Origin of the sequence: Bacteroides nordii, from assembly GCF_019930665.1 — a bacterium.
GTDB lineage: Bacteria > Bacteroidota > Bacteroidia > Bacteroidales > Bacteroidaceae > Bacteroides > Bacteroides nordii.
This window is the reverse complement of record NZ_CP082886.1, coordinates 2,504,649-2,525,269: the sequence shown is the minus strand read 5'-3', so window position 1 is coordinate 2,525,269 and position 20,621 is coordinate 2,504,649. Positions and strand designations below refer to the sequence as shown.

Below are 20,621 nucleotides of genomic sequence, written 5' to 3'. Positions count from 1 at the left end.
CGATTAGAATGAAGAATTATGAGACATAGATTATTTATCCCCGCAGCCACCGCACTGCTGTTCGCCCTCGCCGCCTGCACGCAGGACGAACTTGCTGGCGATAACCGTCTGCCCGAAGGTGAATACCCCGTCGTCATCCGTGCCACCGGATTGTCCGTAGAAGCAACGCCGCTGGCAGCCCCTTCCACCCGTGCCTCTGTGGACGGCGACTGGCAGGGCGTCACTTCCGTGGCACTCAAGATGGGCGATGCGGTAAAGGAATACACCGTAACGGCTTCTACCGATTTCAAGAGTGCCACACTTTCACGCGAGAACGACCCGTACTACTGGACCAGCCGCGACCCGATTACCGTATCGGCATGGTGGCCCTTCGACAATGCTGACATCACACAGATGCCTGCCGTGAAGGTGGCAGAAGACCAGAGCAAACTGGCTGACTTCCAGAACAGCGATTTCATCTCTGCTGAGAACCGGAAGGTGGAATTTAACAACCCGACACTTGAATTTACCCACCGCACGGCACGCGTGACAATCGAACTGAAGCCCGGCACGGGATTCACGAGCGTCGCCGGTGCCACGGTGAGCCTCGTGAGCCTGTCCGCCGATAACGGCAACCCGACCGCCATCAAGACCTACAACGCAAGCGGCAACACCTACGAGGCACTGACCGCCCCGCAGACCGTTGCGGCAGGCAAGCCGTTCGTCAAGGTGGAACTCGGGGGCGGCACCTTCTACTTCCGCCCGCAGAACGACGTCGTATTAGAGGCGGGCAACCGCTATTCTTACACCGTCAAGGTGAACGCCACTGGCTTGACATTAGAGGGTTGCACCATCGGTGATTGGGCTGACGGCGGCGGCGAGAGTGGTGCAGCCGAGTTGGGCTACATCTACGATAGCAACACCAAGACCTACACGGTCTATAACGCCGACGGCCTACTGGCATGGAACGAAGCCGCACAAAAAGACAGATCGATAAATTGCACCCTCACCGCCGACATCGACCTCACGGGCAAAGACTGGTCACCGATAGGCACAAACTTTTATAACTCATACACCGGCACCTTCGACGGCGGTGGCCATACCATCATGGGGCTGACCGTTACGACAAATGACCAATATGTGGGTCTGTTCGGCAGGCTCGGTAAAGCTGGCACGGTGAAGAACGTGGTGATGGATGGCATACAGATAACATGCAATCACAGGTTGGGCTATGCCGGCGGCGTGGCAGGATTTAGCTGGGGAGGCACCATTGAAAACTGCTCGGTGTCGGGCAGCGTCAGCGGCACGATATGCGCCGGCGGTGTGGTGGGTATTCAATGGGAGGCTTCCATCACCGGATGCAGCTCCTCCGCCACAGTGAAGGGAATGGTCCAGGTCGGCGGCGTGGCAGGTGAGACGAATTCGGGTGCCACCATGGCCGCTTGCTATGCCACAGGCAACGTGACCATAGAAATAGACCCCATAAATAATATCCTTGGCGGCGGTCTGGTGGGATTCAACGCAGGAAGCAGCGTCCTTGCCTGCTATGCCACGGGCAACGTAACCAGTACGGGTAGTAGCACTGGCAATGTATATATCGGCGGCTTTTTGGGAGGAAACTACACCACCGTGACCGCCTGCTATTGGAAGAACAATCATGAACAAGGTATCGGCTACAATAAGGAAGGCATCGCCCCCGAAGCCACGAATGTGGACGGCACTAACGTTACCTGGGAGAATGCCGTTGATGCCATGAACACCGCCTTGCAGAAAGCAGGCTCAGATTGGCGTTACGAACTTAAAGGAGCATTGCCCACCTTGAGGAAGCAGTAAACCGTCGGGCGGAAAAAGTTCTGCCCGCAACGGAAAGAACCAGAGTAATAAAACAACAGATATAATGAAGACAAGATTTTTTGCACTTGCAGCGCTCGCCCTCTTATTGGGCGCCTGCACACAGGACGAAGCAGGCTTCCTGCCTGAAGGGGCGGAAGGCAGATCCATCGTCTTCACCGCCACGGGGCTGAACCCCGCTTCGACAGCTATCGCCGGCACCCGTGCCCCGGTGGACGGCAATTGGGAGGGTGTGCAGAGCGTGGCAGTCCTGATGGACGGCACGGTGAAGGCATACGACGTGACGCCCTCCACTGCCGACCCCACCAGCGGCACGCTGACCTCCACCGACCCGTACTACTGGACCAACCACAACGACATCACCGTCACAGCGTGGTGGCCCTACACCGCTGGCGAGACAACTCCGCCTGCTGTGAAGGTAAAAGCCAACCAAAGTGCCCAGAAGGACTTTGAGGGCAGCGACCTCATCGTAGCCGACGGGCAGACGGTGACCTACGGTAGCCCCACGCTTCGCTTCACCCACCGCACGGCGCGAGTGACCATCGTTCTGACGGACTACACCGAGGGGCTGGCATCCGTGCGGCTGACGGGTCTCTCCACCGAGAATGGCAATCCGGATAAAATCACCCCGTACGGCAAGGGCAGCAACACCTACACCGCCATCGTAGCCCCGCAAAGTGTGGCAGCTGGCACGACCTTCATTACATGCACATTCACTAACGGCAAGACCTTCGTTTATAAGATGAAGAATGCTACCGACTGGCAGGCGGGCGGTGAATATACCTACACCGTCTCCCTCGCTGCGGCAAAAGACCTGGGCTATACCATAGAGAGCAACGGCAGCTACACGGTCTATAACGCCGACGGCCTGCTGAATGTAGCCAAATTAGTGAACGGAGGTAAGACCGACATTAACATTACCCTCGACAAAAACATTGACCTCACAGGCAAAGGCTGGACACCGATAGGCACAAGCTTCGATAACTCATACAAAGGCACTTTCGACGGCGGCGGCCATACCATCACGGGGTTGACCGTTACGACAAATGACCAATTTGTGGGTCTGTTCGGCTATCTCAATAGAGCTGGTACGGTGAAGAATGTGGTGATGGAAGGCATACAGATAACAAGCAATCACATGTTTGGCTGTACTGGTGGCGTGGTAGGATATAGCTGGGGCACCATTGAAAACTGCTCGGTGTCGGGCAGCGTCAGCGGCACGGATTGTGTCGGCGGTGTGGTGGGTTCACAAAAGGCTGGTTCCATCATCGGATGCTGCACCTCTGCCACAGTAAAGGGAACGCACTATGTCGGCGGTGTGGCAGGAGAAAAATGGGGCACCATGACAGCTTGCTATGCCACAGGCAACGTGACCTTAGAAATAGCCTCCCAAAAGAATCTCTATGGCGGCGGTGTAGTGGGATTAAACGGAGGAAGCCGCGTCCTTGCCTGCTATGCCACGGGCAACGTAACAAGTACAGGTAGTAGCACTGGCAATGTGCATATCGGCGGCTTGTTTGGAGATAGCTACACCACCGTGACCGCCTGCTATTGGAAGAACAATCAGGAACGAGGCTATAAGACCGCCCCCGAATCTACGAAGGTGGACGGCACTTACGTTACCTGGCAGAAAGCCGTTGATGCCATGAACACCGCCTTGCAGAACGCTGGTTCAGAGTGGCGTTACGAACTTAACGGAGCATTGCCTACCTTGAGGAAGCAGTAAACCGTAGGGCGGAAAAGTTCCGCTCGCAACGGAAAGAACCGAAGTATAATCCCAATAAAGAAAGGAGGACGTGATGGAACACACGGAGAATCCACCATATTGGTTTTGGCATCAAGGCATTGTCAATAATAATATAGTCTCCAGTGTAAATATGGAAGCTGTAAGCCGGACATTGTCAAGATTGGTGCTCATTAAAGACAACAAATCAAGTATTTAAATTAAAAACATGGGACTTTTTCACAGAGGCAAGAAAAATAATGACGATGAGCCGGACAGTGTTCAAACCAATTCATTCTCTGATATTATGAATGGTTTGCAGTACGCCGTAAACTGTGCACAAGATACATTACAGAATCATCAGATACAAAATCTGACCAGACTTTTTGAAGGAACAAATGCAAATAACGCAAATACGTTCCAATCAAAAAAAATCATGGTTGGAGACAAGACTATTGATATTCCACTTATAGCCTTGATATCCCATCATTATCTTGCAATGGATAATGTGCAGATAAAGTTCAAGGCGAAGGTCGGAAGCGTGGAATCACAGATTCCGGAAAACAACTTATTGTTATCCAGCCCACAAAGAGCCAATCTCCAGATGCAGATGAGCAACATAAAACCGGATGCGGATGATGTCATGGAGGTTTGCGTCAATTTTAAGGTTCAGGAGACTCCGGAGAGCATTTCCCGAATTATTGACGATTTTGTAAAAAATATCTAACAATTTTAAAATTCAAATGTTATGGCAGAAGAAATAAAGAACCAAGGGCAACAAGAAAATGCGGAAAACTTGAATGAAAATGTAAGCGGACAGGCGAAAGAAATTATCTCCGCTGCATTGGAAGAGACTCAAAACAGAGAAACTTCTCCAGTTCTTAAAGCAGATTCAAACGTGACTGACAAATTCAAGGGGCTTCCCATGCGGGAACTTATTGCAGCTCCACTTATTGCAGCAGCCGAAGCACAACAGGAATTGGCAGCGACAGCATGGAATTTCTACCAGCAAATTGCATTTGATGGTAAAAGCGGCAATAAAGCGCGTATATTGGAATTCGATGTCGAAAGACCGATACAGCAGGATGGAAAAATGACAACAATGTCACAAAGTGTCAAGGCTCCGTTTATAGGATTGGTGCCTATTCCTTCCCTGCTCATAGATCGCGTGGATGTCGATTTCCAGATGGAGGTTACCGATACATCAAACGTAAAAAGCACTACCAACGCAGAAGTAGAGGCAAAAGCTTCTGCAAAACATTGGTTTATAAATGCGGAAATCAGCGGCAAAGTCACGACCGCCCGCGAGAACACCCGCATGACCAACCAAACGGCAAAATACCAGATACATGTGACAGCCAGTCAGCAGCCGCAGACCGAAGGTCTGTCTAAACTGATGGATATAATGGCATCATGTATCGAGCCTATAACAAACGAAAGTAACAGTAAGTAAATATATGAATTTGATTCAAGCATTAAGATTGCCAAACAGTCGAGCAGTAATGACAAATATTGCACGGTTTCATTATCAAAATATTTATAATGTAGGTTTGACCCCTCCGATTGTCACGCAAAGTAATTTGACATTTCAAATAAAAGGATATACCCGTAACTATCGTTTTCTTAGATTAGACTATGCCTGTGTCATATATATTGCGGATGGAATAGCAGTCGTTGCTTCAAATGGCATAGATACTTTAAGTTCAGGTTTTTCGGGGTGTTATATGGCCAGTTTTAGGCACAATGGCATTAGGTATGTTGCTCATATTCCAACGCCTAACAATAGTATTAAAACATCATGGAATCGGGCGGTTAAAAATCGAATAATAGATAATGTTGTTCTTTTTAAACCTACTGAAGGATTGGCGAGAATCCCAGGAACCATTGGTATTTGGGGAATTATAACATTTAACGATAGATGTTATCGGCTTGATGTAAATGAAAACGCTCCTCCAAGTCAAGCCATACGTGGCCAAAGAATTTTTAACTCAATCCCGAGAAATCCCATACTAACAGAAATTCCACCTATCGCCGGTGGTCAGATGCCTTAATAATTATAACAATTGTAAATAAGGGAAGAATGGTTGTTTCATTGAGGAGTAGAATTCTATTCGGATATATAATTCTGGTGGCGGTCATAGGCAGCATGGCCGCCATTCTCATCCATGAACCTGCGAAGTTCCACGACCTATATGCGTATTTTAAATAACGGTATTTACACAAACAGCAAATGAGCGAACAATTCGTTACCACTACCAAGCATTTCCGCAAGCTGCTTGCCGCAGGCTATCTGTTGATAGTCCTGCTGGTGGGCGGCATCATCTGCACGTGGCTCGGAGAATGGCGCGACTTGGAGTTGCTGGAACGGGAGAACCGTGAAATCAACCGCTTCCGCAAGGAAACACACGATGCGTATGTGGGTGTGGTGGAGTTGTCTCTTTTGGGCGAGTCGGTGCTGGAATGGGACGATAAGGATGTGGCGGCATACCGGCGGCAACGGATGACGGTGGATAGTATGCTTTGCCGCTTCAAGAGCCATTACGAATCGGTGCGCATAGACAGCGTGCGCCACTTGCTGGAGGACAAGGAAAAGCGGCTGTGCGCCATCATGGAGGCTCTGGAACAACAGGCGGACATCAACCGCCGGATAGCCAAGCAGGTGCCGGTGATAGTGCAAACGAGCAGGCAGGAAGAGCCGAAGAAACAGAGGAGGAAAGGTTTTCTCGGGTTGTTCGGCAAGAAACAGGAAGCACCTCCGACGACGACCACCACGATGCTCTACACACTGAACCGTGATATGATAGCGCAACAACGTGCCCAAAGCCATCGTCTGTCGGAATATGCCGACAGCCTTGCCAGCCGCAATGCGGAACTGAACCGCCAACTGCAAACCCTTATCCAGCAGATGGACCACAAGGTGCAGGCTGACTTGCAGGAACGTGAGGCGGAAATATCCGCTATGCGTGAAAAGTCGTTCTTGCAGGTAGGTATCATAACGGGTGTCATGCTGCTGTTGCTCATTATTTCATACATCATCATTCACCGCTATGCCACCCGCATCAAGCAGTACAAACGTAAGACAACAGATTTAATCGGGCAACTGCAAAAGTCCGTAAAACAAAACGAATCGTTGATAGCCTCACGCAAGAAAGCGATGCACACCATCACCCACGAGCTACGCACACCACTGACTGCCATACATGGATATGCGGAACTGATGCAGGACAACGAAGAAGAAAAGATAAGCGGTTATGCGGACAATATCCTGCAAGCCTCCAAGAGAATGACCGACATGCTCAACTCCCTGCTTGACTTCTTCCGCTTGGACAGCGGCAAGGAACAGGCGAATGTCCGTCCGTTTCGTTTGGAAAACATCGCGGAGCTGTTGCAAACGGAGTTTACGCAACAAGCAGAAGCAAAAGATCTTAAACTTACCATCGAGTGCCCGGAGGGTATTATCCTGAATGGCGACAAGGAGCGCATCATACAGATATGCGACAACCTGCTGGGCAATGCCGTCAAGTTCACGAATGCCGGAAGCGTTTCACTTGTCATAAGCTATGACGGCAATAGGCTGACCCTTGTAGTAGAGGACACCGGAACCGGCATGAGTGCGGAAGAACAACAGCGAGTGTTCGGAGCGTTCGAGCGGCTTTCCAACGCCGCCACGCAAGACGGTTTCGGATTGGGGTTAAGCATTGTGAAACAGATAGTCGGGATGCTTGGCGGCACTATACGCTTGGAAAGCGAAAAAGGAGAAGGCAGTCGTTTTACTGTGGAGTTGCCAATGAACACTGCCGATATTGGTATTGAAGAACAGACAGCCGCAGAAAGTCTGGCTCATATAGAAAGACCTTATTCTGTCATCGTATTGGACGACAATCCGATGGTATTATCCATGACAAAGGAAATGTATGCTGGTATAGGTGTGCATTGCGACACGTTCACCACTATTGGCGATGCAATGGAAGCCATGCGGCAGCACACATACGACCTCATGATAACCGATATGAAGATGCCGGAGATTAACGGCTATGAGGTGTTGGAGTTGTTACGCTCGTCAAGTGTCAGCAACTCGAAAGAGATTCCCATTGTCGTGGCGACCGCCTCCGGCAGTTGCAGCGAAGAGGAGCTGTTGGAAAATGGATTTACCGCCTGCCTGTTCAAGCCATTTTCCATTTCCGAACTGGTTGCTGTATCAGACAAATGCCTTTTGATAAGTACGGACAAGGATGAACTTCCCGACTTGTCCTCTCTGCTTGCATATGGTGACAAACGGGCGATGCTTGACCGTTTGATAACCGAAACAGAAAAGGATATGCAGGCTGTCCGGGAAATCATGGAGAGGAATGACCGCAAGGCGTTGGACGAATGGATACACCGTCAGCGAAGTTCATGGGCTGTTATCCGTGCTGACAAACCCTTGTGGAACCTGTATGAACTGCTGCATCAAGAATCTGAATGTTCCGAAATGGAATTGCGGAAATGCGTGGATGCCATGCTTCGTATGGGAACAGTTATCATAGAACTTGCGCAAAAGGAAAGGAGGTTGTCGGATGAAAGTATTTGTGATTGAGGACAACCCCGTCTATAACGATTATGTCTGCAACCTGCTGAAGAAAGACAGCTTCGATACTATGTCGGCATATAATCTTGCCACTGCCAAGAAACTATTGGTAAAGTCAGAGGTGGATGATATTGTCGTTGCCGACCTACGCCTCCCCGACGGTGAAAGCATAGAGTTGTTACGGTGGATGCGTGCCAACGACAAACAACAGGTGTTTATCGTTATGACCAATTACGGGGAGGTGCATACGGCAGTGGAAAGTATGAAGCTCGGCTCAAAGGATTACATACAGAAACAGTTGTTGGAGGATAAACTGATACCGCTTATCCGCACCCTGCAAAAAGAACATGAAAAGCGACTACAATGGAACATTCCGATATTCGTCCGGCAGGGCGAAGCCTATCAGAAAATCAAGAAACGTGTGCGCCTTGTAGCCACCACCCGGATGAGCGTGCTGATACTGGGCGAGAACGGTACGGGCAAGGAACATATCGCACAACATATACACCAACAAAGCAAACTTGCCGATAAACCTTTTGTGGCAGTGGACTGCGGAGCCTTGTCCCCGTCATTGATACAATCCGCCTTCTTCGGACACGTCAAGGGCGCGTTTACGGGTGCCGAAGCAAACAAGACGGGGTATTTTCTGGAAGCGGATGGCGGCACGCTGTTCCTTGACGAAGTGGGCAACCTAACAATGGAGATGCAACAGATGCTGCTCCGCGCCATACAGGAACGCCGTTACCGTCCCGTCGGAGCAAAGGAGGACAAAACAGCCAACGTGAGGATAGTGGCTGCAACCAACGAGGATTTGCAGAAAGCCGTAACGGAAAAGCGGTTCCGGCAGGATTTGCTCTATCGCTTGCAGGAGTATGTGATAACCATGCCGCCCTTGCGCGACTGCCCGGAAGACATCATGCCATTGGCCGAGTTCTTCCGTGAAATGGCAAACCGTGAGTTGGAACGTGAAGTAAAAGGTTTTGCCGCATCTGCCCGTAATGCCCTGCTCGCCCATGCGTGGCCGGGCAACGTGCGCGAGTTGAAACAGAAGATACAGACGGCAGTCCTGCAATCAGAAGGCGATATGATAACCGAAGCCGATTTGGAACTTGACAATGAACCGTCCGCTACTTCCGCTTGTTTTACATTGAAGAGCGGGGATGAAGAAAGAGGACGTATCCTGCGTGCTTTGAAACAAGCAGCCGGTAACAAGAAAATGGCTGCAAAGATACTGGGTATCGGCAGGACAACGCTGTATAATAAATTGGTAGAATATGGATTGAATGAAGAAAACTGACCGGAGTATGGCTGTAAATGGCAATAATTGATTAACTTTGCAATTGTATTTCAGAAAATAGCAGGCGATTGGGTAACTTTTCGCCGATGATATAGACATAAGACCGCAAGGCGTTTCGAGCGAAAATCTGGTAAATTGAAACTACGGAGACGATTGCGTGATGCTTATGCTATGCCTACGCATAGCGTGCATTCACGTACTCTCCGTAAAGGCTTTACCAGAGCCATCGCTTGAAAGTAGTGTGAATTGCACGCTACTTTTTTGCCTCGCCAAAAAGGAAAGGAAATACGTTATGGCGAAAATACAATTACTTGCCGTTATCTCAATAGATGGCTGTCCGATGAAACTGCATCCCCGGAAGCGGTTGCTTCAAACCGAAGATTACGGTATGGATGAAATACGTGCCAATGCCCTGTATAAGCTGACATCCGACTATTCGGTATCCGTGCTTCAAGAATGGAGAGAGGAAGGTGGAAGCATTTGCCATTTGTTGGAAGTAACTGCCGGGAATACCGAATATGCCAACGGACTGTTACGGATGAACGTGATAGATGAAATCATACTATACGTTGTTCCAACCATCGACGGAAACGGAGCGCATTTTTTCAAGTCAGCACTACCTATGAATGACTGGCGGCTTATGGAGAACAAAACTTATAGGGACGGAGTAATCCGGCTTACCTATCATAAAGAGCCACGGGCATAAAATGTTCAGATTATGAACATCTTGGCGGAATTTCCGTGTTCAGAAAGTGAACACATGTTCAGAATCTGAACACATTTCACAAGGGATGCAATCAAGGATAAAATTATTTTTGAATTTTATCTTTCTGAAAAACAATGTAGTACAATTTTCTCACAATCTTTTCTCGTGTTTAGGGCTATGATTTGCCCATATATCAGTGTGCGCACACTGATAAACAAGTGTAAACCCTCAAAACAGAAAAGATAATGAACCATCTCATATTGGCGGAAACACAGTTTTTCGCCCTGATAAACGGAAAAGACAACGGTAGCACGGAAACGGCATACGGCGGATTCGTGCAGGAAGTAATAAACCTGTGCTACGGTGGCAATGATGCCAAGCATATTATTGTGGCGTTGGCTTTTGCCGAAATCGAATTACAGCACCATCCGCAGAACTTGTCGGCATCGGAGGAGAATGTCGTCACTGTGTATATCCGCAAGGCGTTATCCTTCATCCGAAAGATGCAGAAGATGGTATCCGCTTCTGCAATTACCTCCGTGCCACCACTAACATCCACATCCGAAACCAAAGCCACAGTCCCAGCCCTGCAATGGACCGGTAATGCCGTCGAGTTGGTAGAACTAATCTATGCCCTCTACGCCACCGGCTGCATCAATGGCGGCAAGGCTTCGCTGAAAGAGCTTGCCCCTGTCCTCTATTCCTTTTTCGGTGTGGAGTCCAAAGACTGCTACCGCTTCTATACGGACATCAAACGCAGGAAAAGCGACAGTCGCACCTACTTCCTTGAAAAGATGCAGGACAAACTGAACGCGAAGATGCGACATGACGATGAATTGGAGCGGATGAGGAGATAAACGAATGCCAAACAAAGGATAAGCGGCCGGATTATACGGTTTCTTATCCTTCTTCATTTACAATCACTCTATTATCTGCCGGAAAGCCGATTAAAATCATTAACTTTGCAAGTATTAATCAATGACGGATGAAAATAGATAACCTCGAAATATTGAATGGACTGATTGCCGGAGCCGAAGGCGGGACAGTTGAGTTCAAAGAAACTACCGGGCAGTTGGAGCGTGGAATTGAAACTCTTTGTGCCTTCTTGAACGGTACGGGCGGCACGGTGCTGTTCGGTGTAACCGACAAGGGAAAGATTATCGGTCAGGAAGTGAGCGACAAGACGAAGCGCGATATTGCGGAAACCATCAGACGAATCGAGCCGTTTGCGACCATTGATATATCCTATACAGACATTCCGGGAACGAACAAAAGTGTTATAGCTTTATCAGCGGAAGAACAACGATATATGCGCCCGTTCACCTATAAGGGGAGGGCTTATCAACGGATAGAGAGCGTTACATCTGCCATGCCGCAGGGTATATACAACCTGTTGGTTATGCAGCGAGGCGGAACCTATGCTTGGGATTCCATGCAAAATCCCAGCTTGAAAATATCCGACCTTGACGAAACGGCAATCTTGGGCGCAGTACGTGGAGGAATCAGAGGCGGACGTTTGCCGGAAGGTTCTATGCAGGAGGATGTCCGAACCATCCTTGAAAAATTTGACTTGTTGAATGATGGAAAGCTGAACAATGCTTCCGTTGTCCTATTCGGACGGAACTTCTACCATTATCCCCAATGTCTGCTCCGTTTAGCCCGGTTCAAAGGAACGACAAAAGATGAATTTTTAGATAATCAGCGTGTGACAGGCAATATATTCAACTTGCTGGATGCTGCAATGGCATTTTTCTTCAAGCATTTGTCCCTTTCCGGTAAAATTGAAGGTTTGTACAGAGAAGAGGAACTGAATGTGCCATATAAGGCATTGAGAGAATGTTGCATAAATGCTTTTGCACATCGTGTTTACCATCGCCCCGGCAGTTCAGTCGGGATTGCTATCTATGATGACCGCGTGGAGATTGAAAACAGCGGAACATTTCCGCCTGATATTACCATTGAGAAACTGTTGGGTGGCCACAATTCCGAACCACAAAATCTGATAGTAGCCAATGTGCTGTACAAAAGTGCAGTATTGGAGAGTTGGGGACGTGGCATAGCCCTTATGGTAAACGAATGTCGCCGTGTCGGTATTCCGGATCCGGAGTTTCATACCGACGGCAATGCTGTATGGATTGTGTTTCATTATACAAGAACTACAGTAGGACAAGACCCCACAGCAACCCCACAGCAACCCTATAGTAACCCCACAGTAACCCCACAGTTAGGAAAACTGTTGTCTGCTATTGGGAACAACACTCTCTCTGCTAAAGAAATCATGGAGAAAACGGGAATGAAAGATAAAAGGAATTTCTTAAAGAACTATATCCATCCGGCAATAAATTCCGGTTTGGTCCTTTCACTTTATCCCGTAGGCTCCAAGAGTCCGCAACAGAAATACTATCTTACTGATAAAGGTAAAGGTTTCCTGCAACAATAACGGGTATGGCTAAAAAGAAGAAACATAAGAATGATGTAAAAACTGATTTACCGATAATCATGGATTATGGTATCGGCAGTATATCCGTTTATGACCCGGCAGACATGATGCCATACAACGAGCCGCCAATTAGCGAACAAATCCGCTTCAAGAAACTCGGCAAAGAGATGAAATCCGAGTTCAAGTGGCTGGTATCTTCCGTAGTGATTGAGTATTGGCAAGAAAACCGACAGATACCTTTCGGTGAAGAAATGTCGAAACTCAGAACCAGACTGTTGAGAATGTTTGCCGAAGAATACAGCATACTGCTTAAAGACGATACAGAGCTGAAAAATTATTTGCTGACGCTTGCCATTACCACCATCAACAAGCATCTCAAATCTGAGAATAAAAAGAGGGCGTCAAAACTCTCTTTTTAACAAAATTACCCTTGCTACAGATATCTGTGACAGGGGTAATTTTCATATTTGGGGTGTTTTGACACATCCCCTTTTTCATATATAAAGGAATCTGTTATTTCTGCTGCAACAGGTGTTTCAAGTTTTCATCATTTGCGATACGTTCCAGTTCCTCTTGAACAATCTGCTTCACTTCCTCCTTGATGCGCCTGTAATTCGCCTGAACCGTTTCCTTCATGCGGTCGTTGCCGTCCCCGTCCGTAAAGTCGGTAATGACGGGGATTTTCTTGTAGGCTTTCTCCTCGCGCCTCACCTTCTCGGCATCCACGACAATCTCACAATGAAAAATCTTCTGCTCGATACGCTCGTTGAAGTTGTCGGACACCGAACCGACAAACATACCCTGCGTCAAGCCGGAAATCTTGCTTGGCGGGATGAGTGAATCCATCTGCGTGTTGATGGAGGTGGAAACATCCTGCCGGTTGATGGAAATGGACTGCCGTTTCTGCAACACCTTACCGAAGCGTTCAGAAAGCGTCTTGGCGGTTTCACCCACCACCTGACCGGAAAAGATATTGCCGACGGTGTTCATCACGACCTTCGCTTCTTTATCACCGTAGTCGCGCACCAACTGGCTGAAATCCTGAAAGCCCAGACACACGGCAACCTTGTTGCTTCGCGCGGTGGCGATAAGGTTGTCCAACCCCTTGAAATAAATCGTGGGCAGCTCGTCGATGATGACCGACGACTTCAGCATCCCTTTCTTGTTGATGAGTTTCACGATACGGGAGTTATACAGACCGAGAGCGGCCCCGTAGATATTCTGACGGTCGGGATTGTTGCCCACACAGAGTATTTTCGGTTCTTCGGGATTGTTGATGTCCAGCGTGAACTCGCTGTCCGACATCACCCAATAGAGCTGCGGGGAAATCATCCTTGACAAAGGGATTTTCGCGCTTGCTATCTGCCCCATCAACTGCTCCGCAGCCCCTCCGAGCCATGCGTCCATGAACGGAGAAAGATAGTTTTCCAATTCCGGGTAAGAGGTCAGTATCGGGAAAATATCCTCATAGCGGCGGTTCAGGAACTCAATCGCATGGGGGAATGTACAATACTTGCCGTTCTGGAAAATTTTGAGATACCAGATAATAGCCGCGAAAAGGATGATGGGCGATTCTACGAAAAAGTCGCCCTGCTTTTGCACCCAACTTTTATTTAAGTTGAGCATAATGGTGTACGCACTCTCATAAGCGTCCGTAATATCCTCCATGAAGTCCGGGTGAATGGGATTGCAACGGTGCGAACGTCGCGGGTCATCGAAGTTTATCACATAAAACTTCGGTTTCACCTTGTAGCCCTCCGGGTGGTTCAGCAGATGGTTGTATGCTATCGTGGACAAGTCGCTGAATTTGAAGTCGTACACATACATCGAGAAGCCCTTTTCTATCTGCTGCTTGATGAAATTATTTACCACTGCATAGGATTTACCGCTGCCCGGCGTACCCAACACGATGGAAGCCCTAAAAGGATTCACGACATTGATCCAGCCATTGTTCCAACGCTTTTTGTAGTAAAACCGTGTCGGAAGATTGACCGAATACTCGCTTTCGATAAGCCTTGTTTCCTGCATGAAACTCTCGTTTTCGTTATTGAACACATCGTCCATAAGGTTGTGCTTCAACAGACGGCTCATCCACAGACCGCCCATCAGCAGGCAGACATAACCTGCGCCGACGGTCAGAATATACAGTCCCGTCACCGCCTCTATCGGGAGCGGCAAAGCCAGTATCCACCAGTTGAGGAAGAACAGCACGAAGCCAACGGCAAGGGCTGTCCAGATTCTTCCCCAAGTGATTTTCTCACCCTTTACGCCCTTTGTCCCCAAACAGGACAAGGCAAGCAGTAGGACGGCAAACAGTTTTGTGTACAGGATGGAACGGAACAGCCCCGCCGTGCGGTTGAAGTTCATCAGGATTCTGTCCACCACGCCGATCTCCACTCCCCAGAGCCGTATGGCTTCATAACAGAACCAGTACACGTTCATGACCACTAAAATAATACTCACGGCACGCAGAAAATCCATGATTTTCGCCAACGCCCTCAAATCGTCTTCTTGTTGTGACATACATTGATTTTTTTGATTGTTGATATTTTCGATTACATTCCCAAGCCCTTGCGCTTCTTCTTTTTCTTCTTGCGCTGCATCGCCCGGATGAAGGCTTCCTCCTCGGCGTCCACTGCCGGACCTTCGGGGGCAAACAGGTTCATACCACCCGAATGGTTCTCGTATTCCCCTCCGGAATATCCTTGTTTGTCCTCTTGTCCCTCCACCATAACGGAAAGCGGAATCGACGGCTGTCCAGCGTAAGGCTGCGTGAAGTGTTCCTGCAAGGCGTTGGCGGAAAGTTCCTTGCCCATGCGTGAGCCGTTCAGCACGCAGCCCGTACGGTGGTCGATGAACGTGGCTCCGTAGATGCGCCCTTCCTCCGTGTAGCGTAGTACGGTGTCGATGCCCTTTCCTTTGAGGGTGGCTACAAACTTCTCCTTGTCATACGTGCCTTCCAGCACGGAAAGGACGGTGCGTTTCGTCATGTCGGCAAGTTTCCTCTCCTTAAACTCCTGCTTGGAACGGGCAAACTTCTTCTGTACGGCTTCATAGCCGACGGACTTCCCGAACAGCGAGGACTTGAAAGGATTGCCGACCTTGTTGCCCTTGTCGTCCGTGACGGAATAGACCAGCCCGTGATACTCACGTCTGCGCACATTGCCATGTGCTTCCTCCACTGTCATATTATATAAGGAAAGGAGGGCACGGTATTCTCCCATCGTTTGGAAACGGTATTGCCCGTTCAAAGCCTTAACGATATTCCCCACCTGCTTCTTCACGTCGCCCGCAGAGGCGTCCACCTTGCGCAGCGGCGTGTCAAGACGGCGATTCTTGCGTTCCGCGTCATGCAGCCCGTACTTCCGTTCCAGTTCGCGTGTTATCTGCTTGCTCCGGTAAAAATTGTTCCGGGTGTCTATGCTCCTGCCGTTCTCGTCCACCCTGACCGTCACGATATGCAGATGGTGGCGGTCGATGTCCTCATGCTTGAAAACGAGATACGGCTGGTTGCCGAAGCCCATCTTCTCCAGATACTCCCGTGCGATGTTCTGAAGCTCCGTGTCCGTCAAAATATCGTCGGGATGCGGATTGAGCGAGATATGCACCACCGGTTTCTCCACCTTCGACCGCACGGGCATCAGAGCGAGAAAGTCCTCCATAGCCCGGTGGATGTCCATCGTTCCCGTACCGTCATTGTAGATGCGGTTGGTTGTCAGAAGCCGCCCTTTCGCCTCGTTGATCTTCTCCCCGTTGTAGGCAAGTGCGCCATACAACGAGTTTCCTACACTGATTTTTGCGACCATTTTTCCTGCATCTCCCTTGAAAGTTCCACAATCTTACGGCTCAGTTTTACGAGTTCGACGGTCTGTTGCTCCAACTTGTAAAGCAACGCCATCGCCTTTTTCTCGGAAAAATGCAGCCTCAGTTCCTTCACTACTTGGTTGTAGTTCGTGCCTATCGCGCGGAACTGCGCATGAAAATCGGACAGTTTGGTGTAGTAATCCACCAGCGTCTTGTCCACTTTCAGCACCTTGAACGGCTGCCCGAAGAAGTGCGCCTTCAGGAAAACCGACTTGGCGTTTACGCCTGACTTCTCGAACATGGAGAGGAAACGGTTGTGTTCCTCCTCACTGAAACGGACGGTGTAGCGGAACACCGCCGGGTCGAGTTTGGGATTTCTCCCGCCTTTGTTTCTTCTTTTTTCACTCATATTACTTTGGATTTAGCGGTTTGACGGCATAAGCCGCCGCTTTGAGGCACAGCACCGCAGGTTTGAGAGGCTTCCCGACTTCGGAGGGTAAGCCCGCCCCCTGCAAGGGCAAGGCGTTTTCGTGGCTGCTCAAAATGTTTTGAGCGGCTGAAAACATACCTTGCTATGTTCAGGTGAACATAAAAATCCGTCGGGGACGGATTGGGGATGATTCCTTTCAAACTCCGGGCTGCGCTACCTGCGGCGTACCCTGCCGTTCGGGTGCAAAGTTACGCCCTTAAGGCGATGTCCGACAGAGGCTTGCCCCGGACAATCAGTGCCAACCGGCGCAACGTGCTGCCACTTGCCGGAGAAGTGATACAAGTTCCAAAATATCCTTGTTTATTTGCAGTGTGATTCGGATGTGGGACTGAAAATACACTCCTTCCGCCAGATGTTCGGACAGCAATCCGGGCATCAATCCAAACGGTTGAAAACAGGTGTATGTATTCAGATAGTTTTCCAAGCACACGTCCGTGCGGACGGATAAAAGCATGGACGGTTGGACAAACCGATGAATACCCGCAGGCACAGCCGGATTAAGGAGTGAATAAATAAATGAATGGGAGTGCGTGCGTACGTACTAATGACAATACGCTACCGCCACCGGACAGATGTATAACCAAATAAATTATCAAAAAAATGAAAGAAGCAACTTATGTGGCAATCTCCACGCAGAAAGGTGGAGCGGGTAAGACAACCCTGACAGTGCTTGTAGCAAGCTATCTGCACTATGTGAAAGGCTACAACGTAGCCGTGGTGGACTGCGATTTCCCGCAGTACAGTATCCATGACATGCGCAAGCGTGACATGAAAGCCGTCATGGAGGACGGGCATTACAAGGTGCTGGCGTATGAGCAGCTCAAACGACTGAAGAAGAACCCGTACACCATCAGATGCAGCCGTGCGGAAGATGCGGTAAAGACCGCCGAAAATCTGGTGGCAGCGCAGCCCGACCTCGATTTCGTGTTCTTCGACCTGCCGGGAACAATCAACAATGCCGATGTGGTGCAGACCATTTCCCAAATGGACTATATCTTCACGCCCATCATCGCCGACCGTGTGGTGATGGAGAGTTCCATCAAGTTCGCCACTGTCATCAACGAACAGATGATAAGCACGGGCAAGTCCGGCATCAAAGGGATTTACCTCGTGTGGAACATGGTGGACGGACGCGAAAAGACTGAACTTTACAAGGCATACGACAAGGTCTGTGCCGAGTTCGCCCTGCCCATTCTGGAAACACATCTACCGGACAGTAAGCGCTTCCGCAAGGAGACGGCGGCAGAACGCAAGGCGGTATTCCGCTCCACGGCGTTTCCGGCGGACAAAATACTGGTACGCGGCAGCAACCTCGACAAACTCGTCGATGAGATTCTCGGCATCATCAAAAACTGAACGGCATGGCAAAGAAAACAAGAATCGAGGACATCGACAGCGAAGCCGTAATCAACTCATTTCGACTGGACGATACAAGCATTCCGCCGGAAGCGAGAAGCACGGACGGGAACGCTCCTGTCCCACCTCCGAAAGAAGCGATACAAGAAGCCGTTTCTCCACCCGCCTCGCACTCCAAAGAGGAGCCGGAACGCAGGCGCAGGAACAGCAAGCCGGAAAAATTGGATTATGACACAGTATTCATATGCGGTTCCAATATCACGGCAAGGCTCGGCAAGCAGGTCTATATCCGCAAGGAGTACCACGACCGCATACAGAAGATGCTTCATGTAATCGGAGGCAACGAAGTGACTATCGCGGCATTTCTTGACAACGTGCTGACACACCATTTCACGCTGTTCCAAGACGAGATAGCCGAATCGTTCAAACGGCACATGGAATCCTATAATTTATAAACACTCAAAAACAACAAAGAAGTATGAAAAGAACAAATAAGAACCGTCAGGCTGAGTATCTGCAAACAGGAAAGAGTGAAAGAACCGCTGTCCGTGCAGCAAAGTGTGTAACCGACTACGGGCAGGAAAATACCGACGTTGACTTCCGCAAGGATAAAGGCAGAGACAAACCGCTCTCGACTTTCCTGCAAGCATCGGAAATCAAAACGCGGCAATGTATATACATCAGCCGAGAAATTCATGAGAAAGTCGCTATCGTTACCAGTCGGATGGGAAACGGTTTGAGCATCGGCAAGTTTGTGGATAACATCCTCCGCGACCATTTCCGACAATACGGGCAGCAGTACATGGAACAGATTGAAAACGCCCAAAAAGTAAGATTATGACAAAGGCGTTTTTAATCGTATCGGTTGCTTGCAACGTGTGGTTTCTGTTTCTGCTGTTCTATGACCGCATCATGGACACGAAGCTCATCCGTTTCTTCAGACATATTGCCGGGCTGTGGCGGTCATTGGACAGTACGGTGGCAGAGCAAGGAAAGGATAAGGAAATACCTCACGCAGACACCTCGGACATCATTGGCAAGAGCCGTTTCAAGATGGCATCGACCCGGACAACCGCTGCCATACCGACGCAAGAAGCCGCCACTTCGGAAAAAGGCATTGAGCTGTCGGAGGAAGAGGCTACTTTTGACGACGGAAACACGGAAACCGTCTCACGCCCGACACAAGTACCGGAGGACAAACTCGATGAAACCTTCACGAGCATCCCGCCCTCGGAACTGGAGTACGGAGAAGATGAACCGGAGGATGAAGAACCAGACAAAAAGCAGGCTTCGGGAAGTAGCTTCGAGGATATTGACATGGCAGTACACACCATACGGAAGGAATCACCATCCGATGAGGAAATGCGACACGCCGGAAAGGTCATGACGGAACTGGACGGGACAGAGCTTTTCACAAGAATAACGGAACGCCTGACCGATGAAGCAATGAGCGAGAGGATTGCAAAGGCGATGGCAGTTTTCGTGGACACGGTGAACATGACCGTGACACAACAAAAGGAAAAGGTGTTCGTGATTCCCGACAACATCGAGGAGTTCGACTTCCGAAACTATGTATAACAACTAAAAAAGAATGGAAATGAAAACGTAAAATGACGACACCCACGCGCACGGCGGTACAAGGTACAGCCAACCCGCAACGGACAGCCCCAAGTCCGTAGAAACAAACGGGCAACCACTAAAACCAAAGTAAAGTAATCAAGTATCAACCGCCCGAAAAAGGACTATCCACCCTTTGGACGGCACAAAAAAGAACAGTTTATGAACAAGAACATCAGACAAAAGTTAATCATCGCTGCGGCACTTATGATTGCCGCAACCGCCTCCGCTTTCGCACAGGGAAACGGTCTGGCTGGCATCAACGAAGCCACCTCTATGGTGAGTTCGTATTTCGACCCCGGCACGAAATTAATCTACGCCATCGGCGCGGTAGTCGGGCTTATCGGTGGCGTGAAAGTGTAGTGTGCCACGAGCGAACTATCGCCTGAATAACGATAGTTCGGTGCTTCGTAAGAGATGAGGGTAGGTCCCTCGAAACCGCCTTACAGGAGGAGGTTTCAAACCACGACATGCGGCTGTAGTAAAGAGCTATGGTCGTGAGCGATGTTCGAAAAGTCTGTAAGAAGGCAGGCAGGTGTCCATGTAAAAGGTGAATGCAAATGAACCGTTGATGAGGTACCGAAATACACAAGACGATGTCAAAACCGAACTCCTAGACTTGGTTCGGGACAAGCCAAAGGGAAACCTGCTTACTGCTTTGGCGGCATCCGGTATAGAGGCGGCACGATTTACATGGTGGCTCTTACGAGGAACGTGGGAACCTGTACAGAAATGTTAAGGGAAAAATCCAAGCAGAGACCCTGTTAGGGTGAAAGTACCGATGTTCTGTA

Annotated in this window: 20 protein-coding genes and 1 pseudogene; 17 read left to right on the top strand and 4 right to left on the bottom strand. The window is 49.4% G+C overall.

Annotated elements, in window-relative coordinates:
* Nucleotides 1-18 precede the first annotated feature (18 nt).
* The 11 genes from K8P02_RS10080 (at nt 19) to K8P02_RS10030 (ending at nt 12,982) form a co-directional block, all read left to right on the top strand.
* Entirely contained in the window at nt 19-1,812 is a 1,794-nt protein-coding gene (locus tag K8P02_RS10080) for a fimbrillin family protein (protein ID WP_223382288.1), read from the top strand.
* A 64-nt stretch (nt 1,813-1,876) separates the two neighbouring features.
* Nucleotides 1,877-3,556: a fimbrillin family protein gene (locus K8P02_RS10075; protein WP_223382279.1), complete on the top strand. Its 1,680-nt coding sequence runs from the start codon at nt 1,877-1,879 to the stop codon at nt 3,554-3,556.
* 226 nt (nt 3,557-3,782) lie between these two features.
* Nucleotides 3,783-4,280, top strand: a complete 498-nt coding sequence (locus tag K8P02_RS10070) for a DUF2589 domain-containing protein (RefSeq protein WP_005776225.1) — start codon at nt 3,783-3,785, stop codon at nt 4,278-4,280.
* Between the two features lie 21 nt (nt 4,281-4,301).
* Complete coding sequence (locus K8P02_RS10065) at nt 4,302-5,006, top strand: DUF2589 domain-containing protein (protein WP_007749099.1); 705 nt, start codon at nt 4,302-4,304, stop codon at nt 5,004-5,006.
* Nucleotides 5,007-5,010: 4 nt separating this feature from the next.
* Nucleotides 5,011-5,604: a hypothetical protein gene (locus K8P02_RS10060; protein ID WP_007749095.1), complete on the top strand. Its 594-nt coding sequence runs from the start codon at nt 5,011-5,013 to the stop codon at nt 5,602-5,604.
* Between the two features lie 179 nt (nt 5,605-5,783).
* On the top strand, nt 5,784-8,129 hold the full coding sequence (locus K8P02_RS10055; RefSeq protein ID WP_077154590.1) for a hybrid sensor histidine kinase/response regulator: 2,346 nt from the start codon (nt 5,784-5,786) through the stop codon (nt 8,127-8,129).
* Complete coding sequence (locus K8P02_RS10050; RefSeq protein ID WP_004309733.1) at nt 8,110-9,417, top strand: sigma-54-dependent transcriptional regulator; 1,308 nt, start codon at nt 8,110-8,112, stop codon at nt 9,415-9,417. The genes K8P02_RS10055 and K8P02_RS10050 overlap by 20 nt, the downstream gene beginning before the upstream one ends.
* A gap of 292 nt (nt 9,418-9,709) precedes the next feature.
* Nucleotides 9,710-10,123 (top strand): hypothetical protein, encoded by a 414-nt coding sequence (locus K8P02_RS10045; RefSeq protein ID WP_004315319.1) that lies wholly within the window; start codon nt 9,710-9,712, stop codon nt 10,121-10,123.
* Between the two features lie 245 nt (nt 10,124-10,368).
* Nucleotides 10,369-10,980, top strand: coding sequence for an RteC domain-containing protein (locus K8P02_RS10040; RefSeq protein WP_004309735.1), 612 nt, complete (start codon nt 10,369-10,371; stop codon nt 10,978-10,980).
* A gap of 128 nt (nt 10,981-11,108) precedes the next feature.
* Nucleotides 11,109-12,563 carry an ATP-binding protein gene (locus K8P02_RS10035; RefSeq protein WP_004309736.1) on the top strand — a complete coding sequence of 485 codons (1,455 nt, stop codon included), beginning with the start codon at nt 11,109-11,111 and terminating at the stop codon, nt 12,561-12,563.
* A 5-nt stretch (nt 12,564-12,568) separates the two neighbouring features.
* On the top strand, nt 12,569-12,982 hold the full coding sequence (locus K8P02_RS10030; RefSeq protein ID WP_005643906.1) for a hypothetical protein: 414 nt from the start codon (nt 12,569-12,571) through the stop codon (nt 12,980-12,982).
* Between the two features lie 94 nt (nt 12,983-13,076).
* Here K8P02_RS10030 and mobC read toward each other — a convergent pair whose 3' ends face one another.
* From mobC to K8P02_RS21835, 4 genes are all read right to left on the bottom strand, one after another.
* Nucleotides 13,077-15,086, bottom strand: coding sequence for a conjugal transfer protein MobC (gene mobC / locus K8P02_RS10025; RefSeq protein WP_005643908.1), 2,010 nt, complete (start codon nt 15,084-15,086; stop codon nt 13,077-13,079).
* Nucleotides 15,087-15,118: 32 nt separating this feature from the next.
* Nucleotides 15,119-16,369 carry a conjugal transfer protein MobB gene (gene mobB / locus K8P02_RS10020; protein WP_004310285.1) on the bottom strand — a complete coding sequence of 417 codons (1,251 nt, stop codon included), beginning with the start codon at nt 16,367-16,369 and terminating at the stop codon, nt 15,119-15,121.
* On the bottom strand, nt 16,348-16,776 hold the full coding sequence (gene mobA, locus K8P02_RS10015) for a conjugal transfer protein MobA (protein WP_007749067.1): 429 nt from the start codon (nt 16,774-16,776) through the stop codon (nt 16,348-16,350). The genes mobB and mobA overlap by 22 nt, the downstream gene beginning before the upstream one ends.
* Before the next feature lie 313 nt (nt 16,777-17,089).
* Nucleotides 17,090-17,287: a hypothetical protein gene (locus K8P02_RS21835; RefSeq protein ID WP_445544278.1), complete on the bottom strand. Its 198-nt coding sequence runs from the start codon at nt 17,285-17,287 to the stop codon at nt 17,090-17,092.
* A gap of 170 nt (nt 17,288-17,457) precedes the next feature.
* Between K8P02_RS21835 and K8P02_RS10010 the strand changes: the two genes are divergently transcribed.
* From K8P02_RS10010 to K8P02_RS09985, 6 genes and pseudogenes are all read left to right on the top strand, one after another.
* On the top strand, nt 17,458-18,213 hold the full coding sequence (locus K8P02_RS10010) for a ParA family protein (RefSeq protein ID WP_005643916.1): 756 nt from the start codon (nt 17,458-17,460) through the stop codon (nt 18,211-18,213).
* Between the two features lie 5 nt (nt 18,214-18,218).
* Nucleotides 18,219-18,668 (top strand): DUF3408 domain-containing protein, encoded by a 450-nt coding sequence (locus K8P02_RS10005; protein ID WP_004311202.1) that lies wholly within the window; start codon nt 18,219-18,221, stop codon nt 18,666-18,668.
* 23 nt (nt 18,669-18,691) lie between these two features.
* Complete coding sequence (locus K8P02_RS10000; RefSeq protein WP_004311203.1) at nt 18,692-19,054, top strand: DUF3408 domain-containing protein; 363 nt, start codon at nt 18,692-18,694, stop codon at nt 19,052-19,054.
* The gene (locus K8P02_RS09995; RefSeq protein WP_005643920.1) at nt 19,051-19,791 is read left to right on the top strand and encodes a hypothetical protein; all 741 of its coding nucleotides are present in this window, start codon (nt 19,051-19,053) and stop codon (nt 19,789-19,791) included. The genes K8P02_RS10000 and K8P02_RS09995 overlap by 4 nt, the downstream gene beginning before the upstream one ends.
* Before the next feature lie 201 nt (nt 19,792-19,992).
* Nucleotides 19,993-20,190 (top strand): annotated as a pseudogene (locus K8P02_RS09990) (DUF4134 family protein); the annotation flags it as partial.
* A 211-nt stretch (nt 20,191-20,401) separates the two neighbouring features.
* Nucleotides 20,402-20,569, top strand: a complete 168-nt coding sequence (locus K8P02_RS09985; RefSeq protein WP_162173732.1) for a hypothetical protein — start codon at nt 20,402-20,404, stop codon at nt 20,567-20,569.
* Nucleotides 20,570-20,621 lie beyond the last annotated feature (52 nt).